A 15,034-nucleotide genomic window follows, 5' to 3' on the forward strand; every position below is an offset into this window, starting at 1 on the left:
TATTTTGTTTGGGATGCACTAATGCTATTTTTCCCAATACATCTGGATTACATCTCCATTTTTTAGCGCCTGGTAATAACTAGCTTTGCTTCCATTAAGCGTTAGTACTAAATTCCCCTTTGAAACAGACAAATCAAATTCCACATAATCAAATATATCCACAAATATGTATTTCTCTTTATTTTTAAGAGTAATATTTTTTTTATTAACTTCCACCACAATGCTTGGCACTCCGCTTTCTGATTTAGTATGTACAATTTCCGTGTTAGCCTGCTCCTCATTAACTATGGGCTGTTTCTTTTCTATTTCCTTGTGCATTTCAAAGGGTATATCAGCTTGTTTCACCAAATGATCTTCCACCTGCTCCACTGCTTTTTCATCCTTTTCAATTACACTATATATTCTGTCCCCTTCTTTTATAATATAATCCACTTGCATCTCTTTATTATTCATTATAAAAATTGAGCCACCTACAACCTCTGGGAAATACTTTGCATATTCCTGTATTGTAGTAGGGAATATTATGCGAACATCGTCATCTTCTTTTATTACAGCGTTTATTCGCGACCTTTCGCCATTAATAAATGTTACAGGCTCAATATTTTGTATTATATCTTCAAAATAAAAGCACACAGTTTGGATATTCTTCACAAAGTCCATAATTTTAGGCTCAGCATTTTTTCCGTCAATGCAGAAATCAACTTCAATAACATCGCCTTCTTTTACCTCAGAATCAATATTACTAGGTATACTATTTATCCTTATTTCTGCTCCCCTGCCAAGAGTTCCAAAGGCCACTCGTTTTATCTCATTAACTACAAATCTTATATTACGTCCGTTTTTGCCAATCAATATTTTCGGGTTTATACCTGCTTGTACCATTACATCCATAACCGTATGTTTATGTGCATTAAATAGACTTATAATCTTATCATTTATGGTGACGTCAACAAAATCATGTCCTAATTTCTTTATTGATATAAGTGCAATGCCTAAAACCGTAACTCCAATACTTCCCAGTTCACCATCACATATACAGTCAACTACTGCATCGCGCCCTTTAATTGCAACCCTCTGAATTGGTAGATTTAAAATTTTAGCAATATTTTCTTTAATATAAGGCGTATGTGCTCCACCGCCTACTAGAAATACCGCATTAGGAGCTTTCCCTCCGTTTAGTTCAATTACCTTATTTCCAATTTCTTCTGAAATCTTCATAACTACAGGATTAATTATTTTTAATACTTCCTCTGGCTCAATTTCATTTTCAAAACCTAAAACATCTATAAATTTAATTTTGTCTTTTCCACTGCACTGCTTTTTAATTATTTCAGCGGTATTAAAATCAACTAAATAAGCTTGCGCTATTATTTCAGTTATCTCATCTCCTGCAATAGGTACCATACCATAAGCACTTATGCTGTCCTTACTACTAATAGCAATATCCGAAGTTCCTGCCCCGATATCCACTAAAGCTAAATTTAATAATCTTAAATTCTGTGGCACTGCAGCTTCCATAGCAGCTATTGGCTCTAAGGTTAAACTTACAACTTCAAGTCCTGCCTTATTCATAACAGCATAAAGACTATCAACCACTGAGCGTGGAAGAAAGGTTGCAATTATTTCTACTGCAATCTTCTCTCCTTTGTGGGCGTTTAGATTTGAAATTATGTATCCATTTAAATAGTAATTTTTCACACTATAGCCTACACAATAAAGCTTGCCCTGTGTGGACTTATTAACTTCATCCTCCGCCATTTTAACCGCAGTAAGTTCTAAACTTCTAATGACCTCCCTATCAATTTCATTATCGCCCTCAATTTCTATTTCAGACTTTACTTCAGTTGTCCTTAAAAATCTTCCCGCAGCCGCAATAGCAACCTTAGTTAACGAACTATTTAAGCTGCTCTCTAATTCTTTTTTTACTTTTTTTACTCCACTAGCTACCAATTGAATGTCATGAATTTGACCATCAATCATAGCTCTTTCTTCATGTTCTATGTAACTTTCAGCAATAACTTGAAATTTTTTCTCCGCTATTACCCCCACTGTACCTATGATAGATCTTGTTCCTATATCTAAAGCAAATATAATATCCTCTGCGTTAACATTTGTGATTTCCATTTATATACCTCTTCCTCACAAAATTATTTTAATGTAATAAGCTCATATTCATAGAATATGAGCTTATTAAAATTATATAACATTATATAGCAACTTTCAACAAAACTACTGTATTAACTTAATTACTCCAGAGTTTTCTGATATATAAGGTAATTGTTTTATAATAGTGTAAATATATTTGGGTTTTGATTTATCCTCTTTTAAAACCTGTTCCAAGGATAATTCATTATAATACAATAGCTTGCACCAAAAATCCACAAAGTCATCTCTTGTGATAAAAATAATATTATCTCGCTCTTTAACTGTAAACCCACAGTTAAATCTCTCCAAAATTTCTACGTCTGAGTATTCTTTATTTGACAAAATTAATCGTACATCTTCCCACATCTTCTTAAATGCAACCATTATATTCCTCCTTAACAAAAAAATATAGTGTAACATATTTATATGCTTTGTTAAATATTACACCCTATTACATTATATGTGTTATGTTATTGCTTTGCAACATTTATACTTTTGATATTAGTGAGTTATTATATAATACCGTAGCATCAAATTTTCTTGTAATTCCACCCTCAAACTTCAAATCTAAATCTTTGTTTGTAATTGAAATTACTTTTCCCCTACCAAAATTTTTATGTAGTATAATGTCCCCTTCCTTAAAAGGCAAACCTGTAGGTAATCCCCCTATAATATTGCATTCCACAATAAATCGTAAGGTCTCCTAATCTATTTATTCACCTTGCTTAACTAATTTTTCCAATAAGCTAATTATTTTATCCAACTTTTCATTTGTATTAATCCTGACCGAATCTACATTGCTATTTACCTCTTGTATTCCATCTATAACTTCTTTGATTTCATGAATATGCATCTATCTCACCTCCCTATATGGAAGATAATTCTACATAAAATAATAAATCCCTTTATTGTAATACTAATCTTCCCTCTTATCTTTACTAGCTTTCTTTTTAGCTTTCTTTAAATTAATCCTACACTTCTCCGTATTACTTACAAACTCAGATTTAACCCCGCTGCATCTTTCTATAGATTCTAAAATATAGGCTTGTACTATAGAAATACAATGATTCAAATACTCCTTGTGACATTCATCAATAGTTTTATTAGTGACTTTTCCTTCTAAAGCAACATTTATACTTTTGATATTAGTGAGTTATTATATAATACCGTAGCATCAAATTTTCTTGTAATTCCACCCTCAAACTTCAAATCTAAATCTTTACTTGTAATTGAAATTACTTTCCCCCTACCAAAATTTTTATGTAGTATAATGTCCCCTTCTTGAAAAGGCAAACCTGTAGGTAACCCCCCTATAATATTGCATTCCACAATAAATCGTGAGGTTTCCTTTGCTTTTCCTTTTACACTTTTACAAATACATAGCCAAACATTATCTATAGCTCTTGTAATTCCTACATAAAACAATCTTCTTTCTTCTTCTATGTTATTGTCCATACTATTTACATGTGGGATATTCTCTTCATTACAATTAATAAGGTATACATTTTTAAACTCCATACCCTTCACGCCGTGAATTGTACTAAGTATTACTGCATCCTCATTTGTATTTTTCTTTCCCTTGCTAATTTCTTCTTTAACCTGGTCTACATGAGCTAGAAAAGCTATTATAGAATTATACCCATCTATTGATTGCCTAAACTCTTCAATAACATCCTCCATCTCACCTAGATGTATCTTAAACTTAGTACAATACTCTCTAATATAGTCGTGATAGCCTATATCTAAAATTATATTGTCTATAGCACTTCTTAGAGAAATTTTATTTAAAATGTGAATACTTTTTTTCAACTTATCTAGCATCTTCATTTGGAATATGGGTACGCCGGAAATTTCCTTTACGGTTTCAAAACAGTCTTCTTTAACAATATTTCTTCTTAAATTATCTAAATTTAATTTACTTATATATCTAAAAGGTTTATTAATTATCCTAAGAAAGCTCTCTTTATCAGATTTATCAATACTTAGTTTTAAATATGCAATTATATCCTTACAAATAAAATGTTGAAAGAAATCATACTCCTTATCCAAGAGCATAAAAGGTATTCTTCTCTTTATAAAAACATCTATTAGACTTCTACACTCTACGTTTGTTCTGTACAATATAGCATTATCTCTATAACTCTTATCCAATGTTTCATGGCGACTTTGAATAATATTACTGATTTCCTCTGCCTGGGAGTTTTCATTTATATTATTAAGTACTGCAATACCACCATCTTGCTCTTTAAATGCTACTATGTCTTTTTCGTTTCTCATACTGTTATTCTTTATAACATTCATGGATATTTCTACTATGTTCTTTGGGCATCTATAATTCGTTGAAAGTGGTACTTTCCCTCCCCCTTCAAAATGCTCAGAAAACTGAACCATACACTCAGGATTAGACCCTCTAAACCCATAAATACATTGGTCACAGTTTTTAATACCCATAAAGACTTTTCACGCTTATAAAATATAGCTATCCCTTTATTTATAAGAGGTGTGATTTACTCTTTAGCTATCTCTTGATAATAATTGTGGATAAATTGTTGATAACCTATCATTTATTAGGTAATTTTTTAAAATAAATTTATAAATGTTACTTTAATCAATTTTCATCAAATATAGTTTTTTAAGTTCCTCTATTTCATCTGCTGTACTTATTCCCTTCAATTCTTTAATTGAAATTTTAGTATTCATAATACATTCTACTAATTTGAATCTTACTGCCTCAATATCACATGCACTATAGTTATTCATATTTGACAATAAAAACTTGTTCTTCAAGCTTATGAGTGTATTAAAATTAGTAGATAGAACTCCTAAATCGTACTCATCTAATAATGATTGTCTAAAATTAGACCTCTCAACTTCATTCAATAAATTTCCAATTTCATTCAAACTCAATTTTTATCCTCCATATCTTTCCTTTATTATTCATTATATTAAGTTTAAATAGCTTTAGTAAAAATATTGGTTTGATATAGTCGGAGGTTTCAAATAAAAATAAACTATGAGTAGTCATCTAAAACATCTACAATTTTTTATTTTCCTTTATTCGACAGCTATAATATTAATATGCCCTAAAATTAATTTGTAATTTTACTGCAATTTAAATACCATCTAACTTTTTAAAAAATTAGCTAATATAGTGTTTATTTAATAATTGTCAAAACAAAAAATCCGAATAGAAATTTTATTTCTATTCGGATACATCATCAAATAATTCCTTATACTCCACTTGTAATATTTTGGCAAATGCAATAATTTGAAGGTCATATAGTCTTCTTGTCTTATTTTCAATTTTGGCCAGCGTACTTCTATTTATTTTAATACCTTCGTTATATAAAAGTATTGACAATTCTTCTTGCGTAATTCCCATTCTATTTCTGTAAAATTTAATATTGGGTCCTAATCCATTTCTAATATCTTTTTCCATTTACTCACCCTCTAATATGGGATGTGACAAATAGTCACATCCTATATTTTTTTTAAATGAATAAAAGGTTGATACTAATTTAAAATTTTTTTATATTTATTATAACATACTATTTTCTATATAACAGGATACTATTGGTTATTGTATAACTATGTTAAAAATATTCCCTAAACTTTTTTTAACCTGTTAAATCTACATTACACATATTATTATCTTTCTTGCTTATATGGTTCATGTAGCTAAACAAATATTTTTAATTTTGGAGTATAATCATGAATTAATTTTAATAAATAGGTAATAATTTAAAATGTGCCATTTGGGAACATTCTATATTTTTTTTGAGAGGAATGATTAAGAAATGATAGCAAATGAAGTTTTTGACTTAATAATGAGTAAAAACAGGATAAGTAATGTATTGCTTAGTGAAATTACAAATATTCATACTACAACATTATGTAGATATAGAAATGACCAACGTAATATAGGAAAACTAAGTTTTGAAAGGATATATAACGCATTAATTGAATTAAAAGTGAGTAGAAGAACTATGAAGGAGCTGAGGCATGAATATGAAAATTCAAGGGTTAAAAAAGTATTGTGATAAAGAGGGTTACATAGTTGAAATTTTAAAAAATAATAAGGAGGTATTCAAGAAAATAATTGGGAGTAATATTAATAACATTCATTCAGAAGTTAGACTTAATAAAAATAGGATTAGAGTTGATTTAGTTGGTGAGGTAGAAGAAGGGTGTCTGGTACTTGTAGAGGTTTCCATCAGAGATAGTTGCGTAAAAGATTTTGTGACTCACAGAAATCAATTAATTAAGATTTTAGAATTTATCGGTAAAGATAAATTTGCACATATAGTCTTAATATCACCAAATTTCTTGAATGAAGATATAAATGATATAGTAAAATTAATAGCTACCTATAATGTGAAAGTATATTTTGTGTATATATCAAAGAAGCTGATTTTGGAAGTTCAAGACCATGTAAATTATTCTTTAAACAATAAAAAAAAATTTATATATAATGAACCCGCTGTTAGAAAATGTATTAGCGTGGCTTCTTCTATAGTAGATACAGATAGAATGTTCATATACAATCTAATAAATGAACAATGTGGGAATTCGATTGCTAACGCTATTTTAAAAGGTTTAAGAAAAGAATTATATTGGCATTTAGCAGTACATTGGTATAAAGACCTTACAAAAAATATAATTAGAATCGGTACTGGGACATCCGATATTATTCTTAATATCTATTGTGCTAAGAATGATAAAATAAGGATTGAATTAGATTTTGCACAAAGACTTAATATATTTAGTACATTTAAGGATTCTATAGCAGATATGTGTGATAAAATTGGAAACTCGGTTGATTTAGACCCTAACAGCCCTAAGATATTTACTGAGATACCTATACTCAAAAACAAGAAGCTAACCATAGATACAGCTATAAATACAGCTAAAGGTTATATAGAATATGCTACAAAAATGTATAAAATAATTCACCTCTAAAATCTTTAAATATGGCTATATTTTGATAGCCTTTTTTTTATATACGGTAGATAACCGTTGATGATGGGAACACCTATAGATAAAGGCATATCTAAGAGTTTTTCTTAAATATGCCTTTTTATCTTCCTTGTCTCGCATAGAAATAAAATGTTTTTCATTCCATAATCTACATAATAATTAGCCCCTAAAATAACATATATTATAACAAAGAAAATAGCAGGAGTTATTATTAACTTCTGATACTTATTTTTATTAATTAATTCGCTTTAAAAGAATTATATGAACTAACTTAACTTATAAAACTGAAATTTTTCTACTGCTTTAGTTTAAATTCAGCATTATCTGTTATCTTAAATCCCAATCTATCATCTGTCAAATTTACTTTTGATGATTTATCTTTGTGAAAAATAAGTTTATCTCCTTTTACTTGAAATAAATACTTATACTTTTTATCTGTTGTAGTCATTGTTAATATATTGCCATCTATTGTATATGTTCCAACGGGCCAATAACTACTTAATAAATCATATGTAAATGAACTATTACCATTAGAAATATTAACTTGTGGTAGTACATCACCCTTTGTTGCTGTTTGCTCCAAGACATAAGTTCCATCTTTTACAGAGATTACAACATTACTGGAATTACATGCAGTCAAAAATAACAAAATTAATACCATAAGCAAATTAAACCCTATTTTTTTCATCTCTCATTATTCTCCTCTCTAATTCTATTTTATATTATTTGCTTCGTTCTTAGATACAGGTATGTATGTCTTATTTAATTATATACAATATTAAAATTAATTTAAAATATTTGTCATAAAAATATTAATTTATAATAGCCTAAACTTTATATGCCATACTTTTAATTGTTTCTAAATCTTCATCTGCTACATCATAATGCTTATCTGTAGTAATTAATTCTTATATGTTGTTATCTATGTCTGGTAACTTTATTATCGCACTTACAAGACTGTATAAAGCTAATTGCTTATATTTTTTCATAACTTGTGCCTTACAAATAACAAATAACTTGTAGTTGGCTTTAGTAATTTTAATTTTTTATTATTAATCTCTGTGATTGTATAATTCACTTTAGATTTAAGGATTTCCATAAATATTATTTCCATATCGTTTAATGAGACAATGCCATATTTGTGATAAATAAAATTAGTTAATCCTTTATTTACAAGTGTGTATGACCATTAACGGATTATTACCGTATATAAATTAATTGCATTGCCTGGTGCAATTTTAGGCGTGTAATAATATAATTAATAGCATACAAAGTCGGTGTGCGTTTGCATTTGATGATGGATTTTCTCGTAAAGAGCTATCGGCAAAATAGCTCTTTTTTCTTTGTAGTGTTAGTCAAACAATCAAGCATACTAAAATACATTCATTAATTTGCTGTTTATTTAAATTGAAAATTGATAATTAATTATTGAACTTAATTTAAACTAAAGCATTTTCCTTATCTGTTTCCAAGTATCCTGGTCTGTATATTCATATATGTTTTCATCTTCGTCAGGTTCAGGTTCTTTACCAAATTTTTCGAGAATAAGTTTCTCCATAGCCTCAGATACATTTAAAAATGATGTTTCTCTTAAATTATGTATACTGTAGATGACCGTTGATGACGGGGAGTGGCATGAATAAAGGCATATTTAAGAGCTTTTCCTAAATAAGTCTATTTATATGTGTTGTCTTGCATAGAAATAAAAATATTTTTTATTCAATAATCTATATAATAATTAACCTCTGATATAACATATCTTTTATTTTTCAAGTTGTTCGCATTAAATGAATAATATGAAGATGTCTTCAACTATCCGCTAAAGGACAATTTCCTTAACATCTATTCCTTACTTAATCCACTATATTCATCAATAAATTTTTTTATGTAACTTTGCTTTCTTTCCTTATTTTCGTCTCTATCGTAATAGTCTTTAACATTTTTAAAGATTGTATAAATTCCGTCTTTGTATGTTTCTCCATATTCCGTTAATATATCTTTAAAAATCCATACATCACCATTCTTTGCATTTAAGCGTATTGAAGAATTAACGCTACCTATGATTGATTTGTATGTCTTTATTTCATAATTTTCTGGAATCTTAATGAAGTCATATAATAACTCCTTTAAGCAACATGAATATGATGGATATTCAGCCTTATCCATATAGTGTTTTTCAAAATAAGAATGTATTTCCTCCTTATCATCTATATTAATACCAATATTGAAAACAGTATAATATTCAGCCATTTTAGTTTCAAATAATAATTTATCGACAGAATCTAATCCCACAGTCTTCTTTAAAAAATTAAAGTTATAGGTGATAGTTTCTTTATCTTGTTCTAATATCATAGTAATCCCCTTACCTTTTATTATAGCTGTTCTTACCAATATCAATCTAAAACTCTATTCACAATAAGTATGCTCTATTATTTTAACTCGCACCATAATATTCTACAAGTGTGTCCTTATTCACTTTTTATTATATAATTTTTATGGTAAATTTTCAACGAGACAGTGAGGTATTTATGGTAAATAAGGCTAATAATTACTGGATTTTCAACGGTATACGACCATCAACGGATTACTGAGGTATATAACCTTTTTTATTCAGAGATTACATCTTTGTTTCAATTATTACATTTAAAACAGACTGAGTATAATTGTAACCTTAAAAAACGCCATGGTATTTTACCACAGCGGTTAAGATACAATTGTTGATATTTTTTATTAAAGCATAGAAGTCTTTATTTCAGTTCTTGTGATAATATAGGTTAAAATTTAATCTCATGGCAGTTGCAGAGGAAACAACTTTACTTATCGGAGCATTAACCCTTTCCTCTTTTGCCCCTAATCCTAAAATCTTTGAAGTAGACGAGACAACTACTCTTCACTTCTGTAACCAGGTAATTTACTAAGTATTTCTATTGGTACTTACTGTTTTATAAGTTCCATAATAAATCTTGTTCTAAATTGCTGTGATTTTAATGGATATATATTGCCATCCTTATCTCTTATGTCCCATCTTTTCATAAAGTCACCTAATCTATTTTTAAACTCTAAACATGATTGTTTTTGCAATTGCTACAATTTTCTTTAATTTCAGATGTGCAATTACTTTTCTTTGATAAACAGTATCCTGTCTGTGTAGTCCTATTGTCCTCCATTTTAGTAGTATCGCCCATATGGTATTTCAACATACTTTCTGGATTTATATTGTTCAGACATAATTTAGCTTCACTATAAGAAAGTCCATCATCTATCATTCCAAATCTTATTGTCCTTCTCAATGTATTCACCACCTATACAAAATCATATTTATAAAACAACATTTAATGTTAAAACGTATAATTTCTTTAAGTATTAATATAGTAATTTATATATTAATTTCTATTTTAAAAGAGGCAATATTTCGTTAATCCTTAAACCACTTTCAAACATGGCCTTAACTACTAATTCTTAGGATTTATCTTCACTTACCATTTTTTCAATAATAGTCGAGATTTCAGCAGGTACAATTTTAAAGCCTTTTTCATTTTTCAATATAATCACTTCCTATACTTAAAATTATTATATGGCTATAATATACCACATAAGTAATAAATATGTCAAATCATGTCATATTGTCAATGAAGTGTTTTTCGTGTCGTATTTGTCAATAAATTTATTATGAATATAAATCTTATTACAATTGCAAATACATGATTTTTGTATGATAAGATATTTGATATTAGTGAAAGGTGTTTTGAAAATTTAAAAATATAGAGTAAATATTTGATGATATAACAATTTAAAAACATATAAATCAAAAAATATATTTTTTATATGTAACCCAAAAACTTGTTTTGTAAGTCAAGACCACTTAAATCTCGCTTTAGACACAAAATATAAACTTTTATATAATAAATCCCTTGTTAAAAAATGTATTAGAGTGATTTCAAAAACTGTAAATACGGATAAATTTTTAAATTACCTCTTAATAATGAACAATATAGAAATGATATTACTAAGGCTATACTGGCACTTAGCAGTACATATATTGAAGAATTTAGGAAGGAATATTATAAGAGTTTGCACTGGCACAATAGATATTGTGCTGTGGATGATAAAATAATAATTGAATTAAATTTTGCACAAAGACGTAATATATTTAAGGATTCTATAGCAGATATGTGTGAGAAAATTGGAAACTCAATTGATTTAGACCCTAATGGGCCTAAGATATTTACTGAAATCCCCATGTTTCAAAATAAGAACGTAATAATAGATACAAATATAAGTACGTTTAAAGGATATATACTCTTAAACTCTACTAACCTAAATACACTATCATAAGACTAACAACTTACATATTCGTCATAATTTATATTGCATGTAATCATTTTCTATGATTTAATTTGAAGATATGTTAAAATATAGTTTATAAGTACAAGCCATTTTTTGCATAATTTAAAGGAGATGATAAGTATGTTACAAGACGATTTAACTAAGATATACTATTTAGGGGATTATCACCCATATTGGAAGTGGGATGAAAATGGAGAAAAAACAGAAAATCCATTACACACAAAAATACTTTATCAATTTAAACAAGGGGATGCTCATGCTATAACTCATTACTATAACCTTCTAAAAGATGAATTAGTAAATTTCAAAGGTAATAAAGATACTATTATAATTCCAATACCTTCATCTACAGCTGGAAAAGTTAGCCTCTCTTTGCTTGGTTTATCAAGTAGATTAGCTTCTTATAACAATATAAGTTATTTGGGTGATTCTTTAAAGCGAACTATTGATATACCAAAACTTGCACAAGGTGGTGATAGGCGTAAAGAAGTACATTTTAAATCACTTATTATAAATAATCCTCAATCAATAAAAAATAAAATAATATTATTACTTGATGATGTTACTACAACAGGCAATTCATTATTAGCAAGTAAAGAATTATTTAAAAAGTCTGGTGCAAAAGATATTATATGTTTATGTCTAACTAAAACTGTGCAACATTAGACATATAATATATAATACTTCTTATGTGATGTATTTTACAATTAATTTTTTGTTTAATTTGAAAAACTTTTTCTTCATAGTGTAGTTAAAAATGAATTGAGATTCCGTATAAAAAGTTTAAAATACATCATGTATACAATACCAAAAGGAGATTTTTTATATGAATTCAAAAATTATACTTACTTTATTAAATATACCAAGAATAAGCAGAAATATAGTTAGATATATTTTTACACATACTGATTCTGTGCCTACGACCAAAAATGAGATTGTTGATTTGTTTAGTGATTTTCACCAACGAAATAAAAGGATACCAATTCCTTGTTTGGATGATATTAGCAAAGCAATAGAAAAATCATATTCGATTATTGAGAACAGTTCAAAGCAGAATATAGGGTTTGTAAGTATGTTAGATGAAAATTTCCCTGAATCATTAAGGAATATACCTGATTCACCTGTTTTGCTACATTATAAAGGTAATTATAACTGCTTATTGAATACAAATTCAGTTGCCATAATTGGAACACGAATTCCAACTAATCATGGTATTGGAGTTGCTGAAAAATTAGGTATGACATTCGGGAAAGATGGCTTTGTTGTAATAAGTGGATTAGCACAAGGTTGTGATGAATTTGGTCATAAGGGATGTATCAAGTCAAATGGGCAGACTGTTGCAGTTATGGCAGGTGGTTTAGATAGTGTATATCCATCTAAAAATAAAGATTTAGCGAAGTTAATATTAGATACAAATGGGTGCTTGATTAGTGAGTATGCAATAGGTGTGAAGCCCTTTAGAAGTTCATTTGTAGAAAGAGATAGATTGCAAAGCGGATTAAGCGTAGCTGTCATTGTTGTAGAGACTGATATAAAAGGCGGAACGTTACACACTGTTGGTGACGCATTATTACAAAATAGAATATTAGCATGTTATAAACATCCTGATAAATATTTGAATGAGAAACAGAGCCAAGGGAATCAAATGCTAATAAGCGAAGGAAAAGCTATTCCCTTAGCTAATGAAATAGATATTCAAAATTTAAAAAACAAAATACTTGCAGGTGAATATGTAAAAAATGATATAAAGCCTGTAGAAAAATATGACCAAATAAGATTTTTTTAACTAAAGGAGTGTAACTATGGGGGTAATATTCGATTTAGACCAGACCCTAATTAATTCTTCACTGGCTATTAATTTAAGACGAAATAGAGATTGGCAAAGTGTATATAAATTAATACCTTCACTACTACCATTCGAGGGCATTAATGAATTATTGTCCAAGTTAGTTAATAAAAGAATCCCAATTTGTATCGTAACATCAAGCCCATCTTCATACTGTAAGAAAGTCATGGATTATTGGAATTGGACAAATTTTAAAACTGTTTGTTACCATGATACAAAAAATCATAAACCTTATCCTGACCCAATACTACAGGGTATAAAATTACTTGGACTTAATCCTAATCAAATTATTTCAGTTGGTGATGAACCAAAGGACATTGTTGCTTCAAAAAAAGCTGGTGTAATTAGTGTTGCTGTAACTTGGGGAATTACAAACAAGTTTGAAATAGCGTCACAAAATCCTGATTATATTTTCGATGAAGTTAATCAATTAGATAAGTATTTAGATGAAATATATAAATAAAGAATTATGAGCAGGAATAACACTATTTTTATTTTAGGCTATCTTAGACATAAATAATTAACTGAGAATACCCCACTCCATATCAAATGGTGTATTCTCAGTTAATTATTTATATTTTTATAGTTATTACATTGTCTTCTATATAAACGGTGTTACTTTGATAAAATGTTATTACATTAAGTATGGTAAGTTTATCATACTTATATTTCAGTAGTACAAATTGAAATTGTCCACTAACTTAAATCCATTTCGGTCATTCGCAATTCCAATTATTAAATAACTTGCGATATTACCATTATTAGCGAATGTGATAATATCTTTAGCCCACTCAGCAGTTGCTTTCACTTTATGAAGGCATTACATTCTATTTTGAAACCTATCGTTTTACATTCACCTTTGTTTAATAGTGTTTTAACCTTCCTGTAATCCACTTCTATATTCTCCACTTTAGTATATTTCTGCCATTGAACTAATTGTCATCAGCCCAAATTTTCATCTAACAAACCTATACATCTCTCTTTTTATCTAACTTATAAATCCATTCTCACACCATAATTTTTCAACCATTCTTTTCTTATCTCATAATCAGGAAGTACAGAAGCTACAAGTTCCCAAAATTCCTTTGAATGGTTTTTGTGATACATATGACACATTTCATGGACTATTATGTAATCAAGTGCATTAGTTTTTGCCATTATACATCTCCAATTGAATAATAATTCATTTTTCGATGTACAGCTCCCCCATCTCTTCTTTTGCTCTTTAACCTTTATATCTGTTGGAACAATATTAAAGAACCTCTGATAGTATTTAACCTTTAACCTTATCATCTCTTTAGCTCTGCCTCTGTACCACACTTCCATGGCTTTTCTAATATCTTCTTCATTTTTATTTGGAGCTGTAACAATAAATTTACCTCTAAATAATTTGACCTCAGTTTTCTTTATACTTAACTCTAATTCTATTTGTAGCGAGTAGTTTCGCCCCAGATACATAAAAGATTCTCCATTAACAAATTCTCTATTAATAGGAACATAGTGCATATGTTTATAAAAATAAATTTTCTGTATAATCCAATTTGCTTTACCTTTTACCTTATCAACTATTTTTTCCTCTGACGTTCCCATAGGAGCAGTAACTGTAATAATATTGGGTGGTTCTACTGCAATTTCCATTGTCTTTCTGTTTTTATATTCTACATTAAATGCTATATTTGTTGTTCCATACTTAAATGAAAGCTTCATATAATACCTCAT

At 28.5% G+C, this 15,034-nt stretch carries 18 protein-coding genes; 6 read left to right on the forward strand and 12 right to left on the reverse strand.

Annotated elements, in window-relative coordinates:
- Positions 1–24: 24 nt before the first annotated feature.
- The 8 genes from ACREV6_RS01945 to ACREV6_RS01980 form a co-directional block, all read right to left on the reverse strand.
- Positions 25–2,124 (reverse strand): cell division protein FtsA, encoded by a 2,100-nt coding sequence (locus ACREV6_RS01945; RefSeq protein WP_431576349.1) that lies wholly within the window; start codon positions 2,122–2,124, stop codon positions 25–27.
- Between the two features lie 105 nt (positions 2,125–2,229).
- On the reverse strand, positions 2,230–2,529 hold the full coding sequence (locus ACREV6_RS01950; RefSeq protein ID WP_431576350.1) for a hypothetical protein: 300 nt from the start codon (positions 2,527–2,529) through the stop codon (positions 2,230–2,232).
- Between the two features lie 103 nt (positions 2,530–2,632).
- Positions 2,633–2,830, reverse strand: a complete 198-nt coding sequence (locus tag ACREV6_RS01955; RefSeq protein WP_431576351.1) for a hypothetical protein — start codon at positions 2,828–2,830, stop codon at positions 2,633–2,635.
- 27 nt (positions 2,831–2,857) lie between these two features.
- Complete coding sequence (locus ACREV6_RS01960; RefSeq protein WP_431576352.1) at positions 2,858–2,998, reverse strand: hypothetical protein; 141 nt, start codon at positions 2,996–2,998, stop codon at positions 2,858–2,860.
- A 63-nt stretch (positions 2,999–3,061) separates the two neighbouring features.
- Positions 3,062–3,217, reverse strand: a complete 156-nt coding sequence (locus ACREV6_RS01965) for a hypothetical protein (protein ID WP_431576353.1) — start codon at positions 3,215–3,217, stop codon at positions 3,062–3,064.
- A gap of 59 nt (positions 3,218–3,276) precedes the next feature.
- Positions 3,277–4,596 (reverse strand): ATP-dependent helicase, encoded by a 1,320-nt coding sequence (locus ACREV6_RS01970; protein ID WP_431576354.1) that lies wholly within the window; start codon positions 4,594–4,596, stop codon positions 3,277–3,279.
- Positions 4,597–4,749: 153 nt separating this feature from the next.
- Positions 4,750–5,052: a hypothetical protein gene (locus ACREV6_RS01975; protein ID WP_431576355.1), complete on the reverse strand. Its 303-nt coding sequence runs from the start codon at positions 5,050–5,052 to the stop codon at positions 4,750–4,752.
- A gap of 295 nt (positions 5,053–5,347) precedes the next feature.
- Complete coding sequence (locus tag ACREV6_RS01980) at positions 5,348–5,584, reverse strand: helix-turn-helix domain-containing protein (protein WP_431576356.1); 237 nt, start codon at positions 5,582–5,584, stop codon at positions 5,348–5,350.
- 358 nt (positions 5,585–5,942) lie between these two features.
- Here ACREV6_RS01980 and ACREV6_RS01985 point away from each other — a divergent pair, with 358 nt between their 5' ends.
- Together ACREV6_RS01985 and ACREV6_RS01990 are read left to right on the forward strand one after the other, a co-directional pair.
- Positions 5,943–6,185, forward strand: coding sequence for a hypothetical protein (locus tag ACREV6_RS01985; protein WP_431576357.1), 243 nt, complete (start codon positions 5,943–5,945; stop codon positions 6,183–6,185).
- Positions 6,148–7,104 carry a hypothetical protein gene (locus ACREV6_RS01990; RefSeq protein WP_431576358.1) on the forward strand — a complete coding sequence of 319 codons (957 nt, stop codon included), beginning with the start codon at positions 6,148–6,150 and terminating at the stop codon, positions 7,102–7,104. Before ACREV6_RS01985 ends, ACREV6_RS01990 begins: the two co-directional genes overlap by 38 nt.
- A gap of 313 nt (positions 7,105–7,417) precedes the next feature.
- Here the strand turns inward: ACREV6_RS01990 and ACREV6_RS01995 are convergent, their stop codons facing one another.
- From ACREV6_RS01995 to ACREV6_RS02005, 3 genes are all read right to left on the reverse strand, one after another.
- The gene (locus ACREV6_RS01995; RefSeq protein WP_431576359.1) at positions 7,418–7,810 is read right to left on the reverse strand and encodes a hypothetical protein; all 393 of its coding nucleotides are present in this window, start codon (positions 7,808–7,810) and stop codon (positions 7,418–7,420) included.
- A 1,154-nt stretch (positions 7,811–8,964) separates the two neighbouring features.
- Entirely contained in the window at positions 8,965–9,474 is a 510-nt protein-coding gene (locus tag ACREV6_RS02000) for a hypothetical protein (protein WP_431576360.1), read from the reverse strand.
- A gap of 707 nt (positions 9,475–10,181) precedes the next feature.
- The gene (locus ACREV6_RS02005) at positions 10,182–10,412 is read right to left on the reverse strand and encodes a hypothetical protein (protein ID WP_431576361.1); all 231 of its coding nucleotides are present in this window, start codon (positions 10,410–10,412) and stop codon (positions 10,182–10,184) included.
- An 808-nt stretch (positions 10,413–11,220) separates the two neighbouring features.
- On the opposite strand from ACREV6_RS02005, the gene ACREV6_RS02010 reads away from it, so the two are divergent.
- The 4 genes from ACREV6_RS02010 to ACREV6_RS02025 all read left to right on the forward strand — a co-directional run bounded on the left by ACREV6_RS02010 (position 11,221) and on the right by ACREV6_RS02025 (position 13,778).
- On the forward strand, positions 11,221–11,457 hold the full coding sequence (locus tag ACREV6_RS02010) for a hypothetical protein (protein ID WP_431576362.1): 237 nt from the start codon (positions 11,221–11,223) through the stop codon (positions 11,455–11,457).
- A gap of 132 nt (positions 11,458–11,589) precedes the next feature.
- Positions 11,590–12,135 carry a ComF family protein gene (locus ACREV6_RS02015; protein WP_431576363.1) on the forward strand — a complete coding sequence of 182 codons (546 nt, stop codon included), beginning with the start codon at positions 11,590–11,592 and terminating at the stop codon, positions 12,133–12,135.
- Positions 12,136–12,295: 160 nt separating this feature from the next.
- Entirely contained in the window at positions 12,296–13,255 is a 960-nt protein-coding gene (locus tag ACREV6_RS02020) for a DNA-processing protein DprA (protein ID WP_431576364.1), read from the forward strand.
- 16 nt (positions 13,256–13,271) lie between these two features.
- Positions 13,272–13,778, forward strand: a complete 507-nt coding sequence (locus tag ACREV6_RS02025; RefSeq protein WP_431576365.1) for an HAD family hydrolase — start codon at positions 13,272–13,274, stop codon at positions 13,776–13,778.
- Between the two features lie 530 nt (positions 13,779–14,308).
- Here the strand turns inward: ACREV6_RS02025 and ACREV6_RS02030 are convergent.
- On the reverse strand, positions 14,309–15,022 hold the full coding sequence (locus ACREV6_RS02030) for a M48 family metallopeptidase (RefSeq protein ID WP_431576366.1): 714 nt from the start codon (positions 15,020–15,022) through the stop codon (positions 14,309–14,311).
- Positions 15,023–15,034: the final 12 nt, after the last annotated feature.

The organism is Clostridium sp. (assembly GCF_050717515.1).
Lineage (GTDB): Bacteria > Bacillota > Clostridia > Clostridiales > Clostridiaceae > Clostridium_AD.

What these genes read in the sequence shown, in the direction of transcription:
- ACREV6_RS01995 (WP_431576359.1), bottom strand. Translation starts at nt 7,810, where the DNA reads ATGAAAAAAATAGGGTTTAATTTGCTTATGGTATTAATTTTGTTATTT.
- ACREV6_RS02000 (WP_431576360.1), bottom strand. Translation starts at nt 9,474, where the DNA reads ATGATATTAGAACAAGATAAAGAAACTATCACCTATAACTTTAATTTT.
- ACREV6_RS01945 (WP_431576349.1), bottom strand. Translation starts at nt 2,124, where the DNA reads ATGGAAATCACAAATGTTAACGCAGAGGATATTATATTTGCTTTAGAT.
- ACREV6_RS01980 (WP_431576356.1), bottom strand. Translation starts at nt 5,584, where the DNA reads ATGGAAAAAGATATTAGAAATGGATTAGGACCCAATATTAAATTTTAC.
- ACREV6_RS02030 (WP_431576366.1), bottom strand. Translation starts at nt 15,022, where the DNA reads ATGAAGCTTTCATTTAAGTATGGAACAACAAATATAGCATTTAATGTA.
- ACREV6_RS02015 (WP_431576363.1), top strand. Translation starts at nt 11,590, where the DNA reads ATGTTACAAGACGATTTAACTAAGATATACTATTTAGGGGATTATCAC.
- ACREV6_RS01985 (WP_431576357.1), top strand. Translation starts at nt 5,943, where the DNA reads ATGATAGCAAATGAAGTTTTTGACTTAATAATGAGTAAAAACAGGATA.
- ACREV6_RS01970 (WP_431576354.1), bottom strand. Translation starts at nt 4,596, where the DNA reads ATGGGTATTAAAAACTGTGACCAATGTATTTATGGGTTTAGAGGGTCT.
- ACREV6_RS01990 (WP_431576358.1), top strand. Translation starts at nt 6,148, where the DNA reads ATGAATATGAAAATTCAAGGGTTAAAAAAGTATTGTGATAAAGAGGGT.
- ACREV6_RS02025 (WP_431576365.1), top strand. Translation starts at nt 13,272, where the DNA reads ATGGGGGTAATATTCGATTTAGACCAGACCCTAATTAATTCTTCACTG.
- ACREV6_RS01950 (WP_431576350.1), bottom strand. Translation starts at nt 2,529, where the DNA reads ATGGTTGCATTTAAGAAGATGTGGGAAGATGTACGATTAATTTTGTCA.
- ACREV6_RS02020 (WP_431576364.1), top strand. Translation starts at nt 12,296, where the DNA reads ATGAATTCAAAAATTATACTTACTTTATTAAATATACCAAGAATAAGC.
- ACREV6_RS01960 (WP_431576352.1), bottom strand. Translation starts at nt 2,998, where the DNA reads ATGCATATTCATGAAATCAAAGAAGTTATAGATGGAATACAAGAGGTA.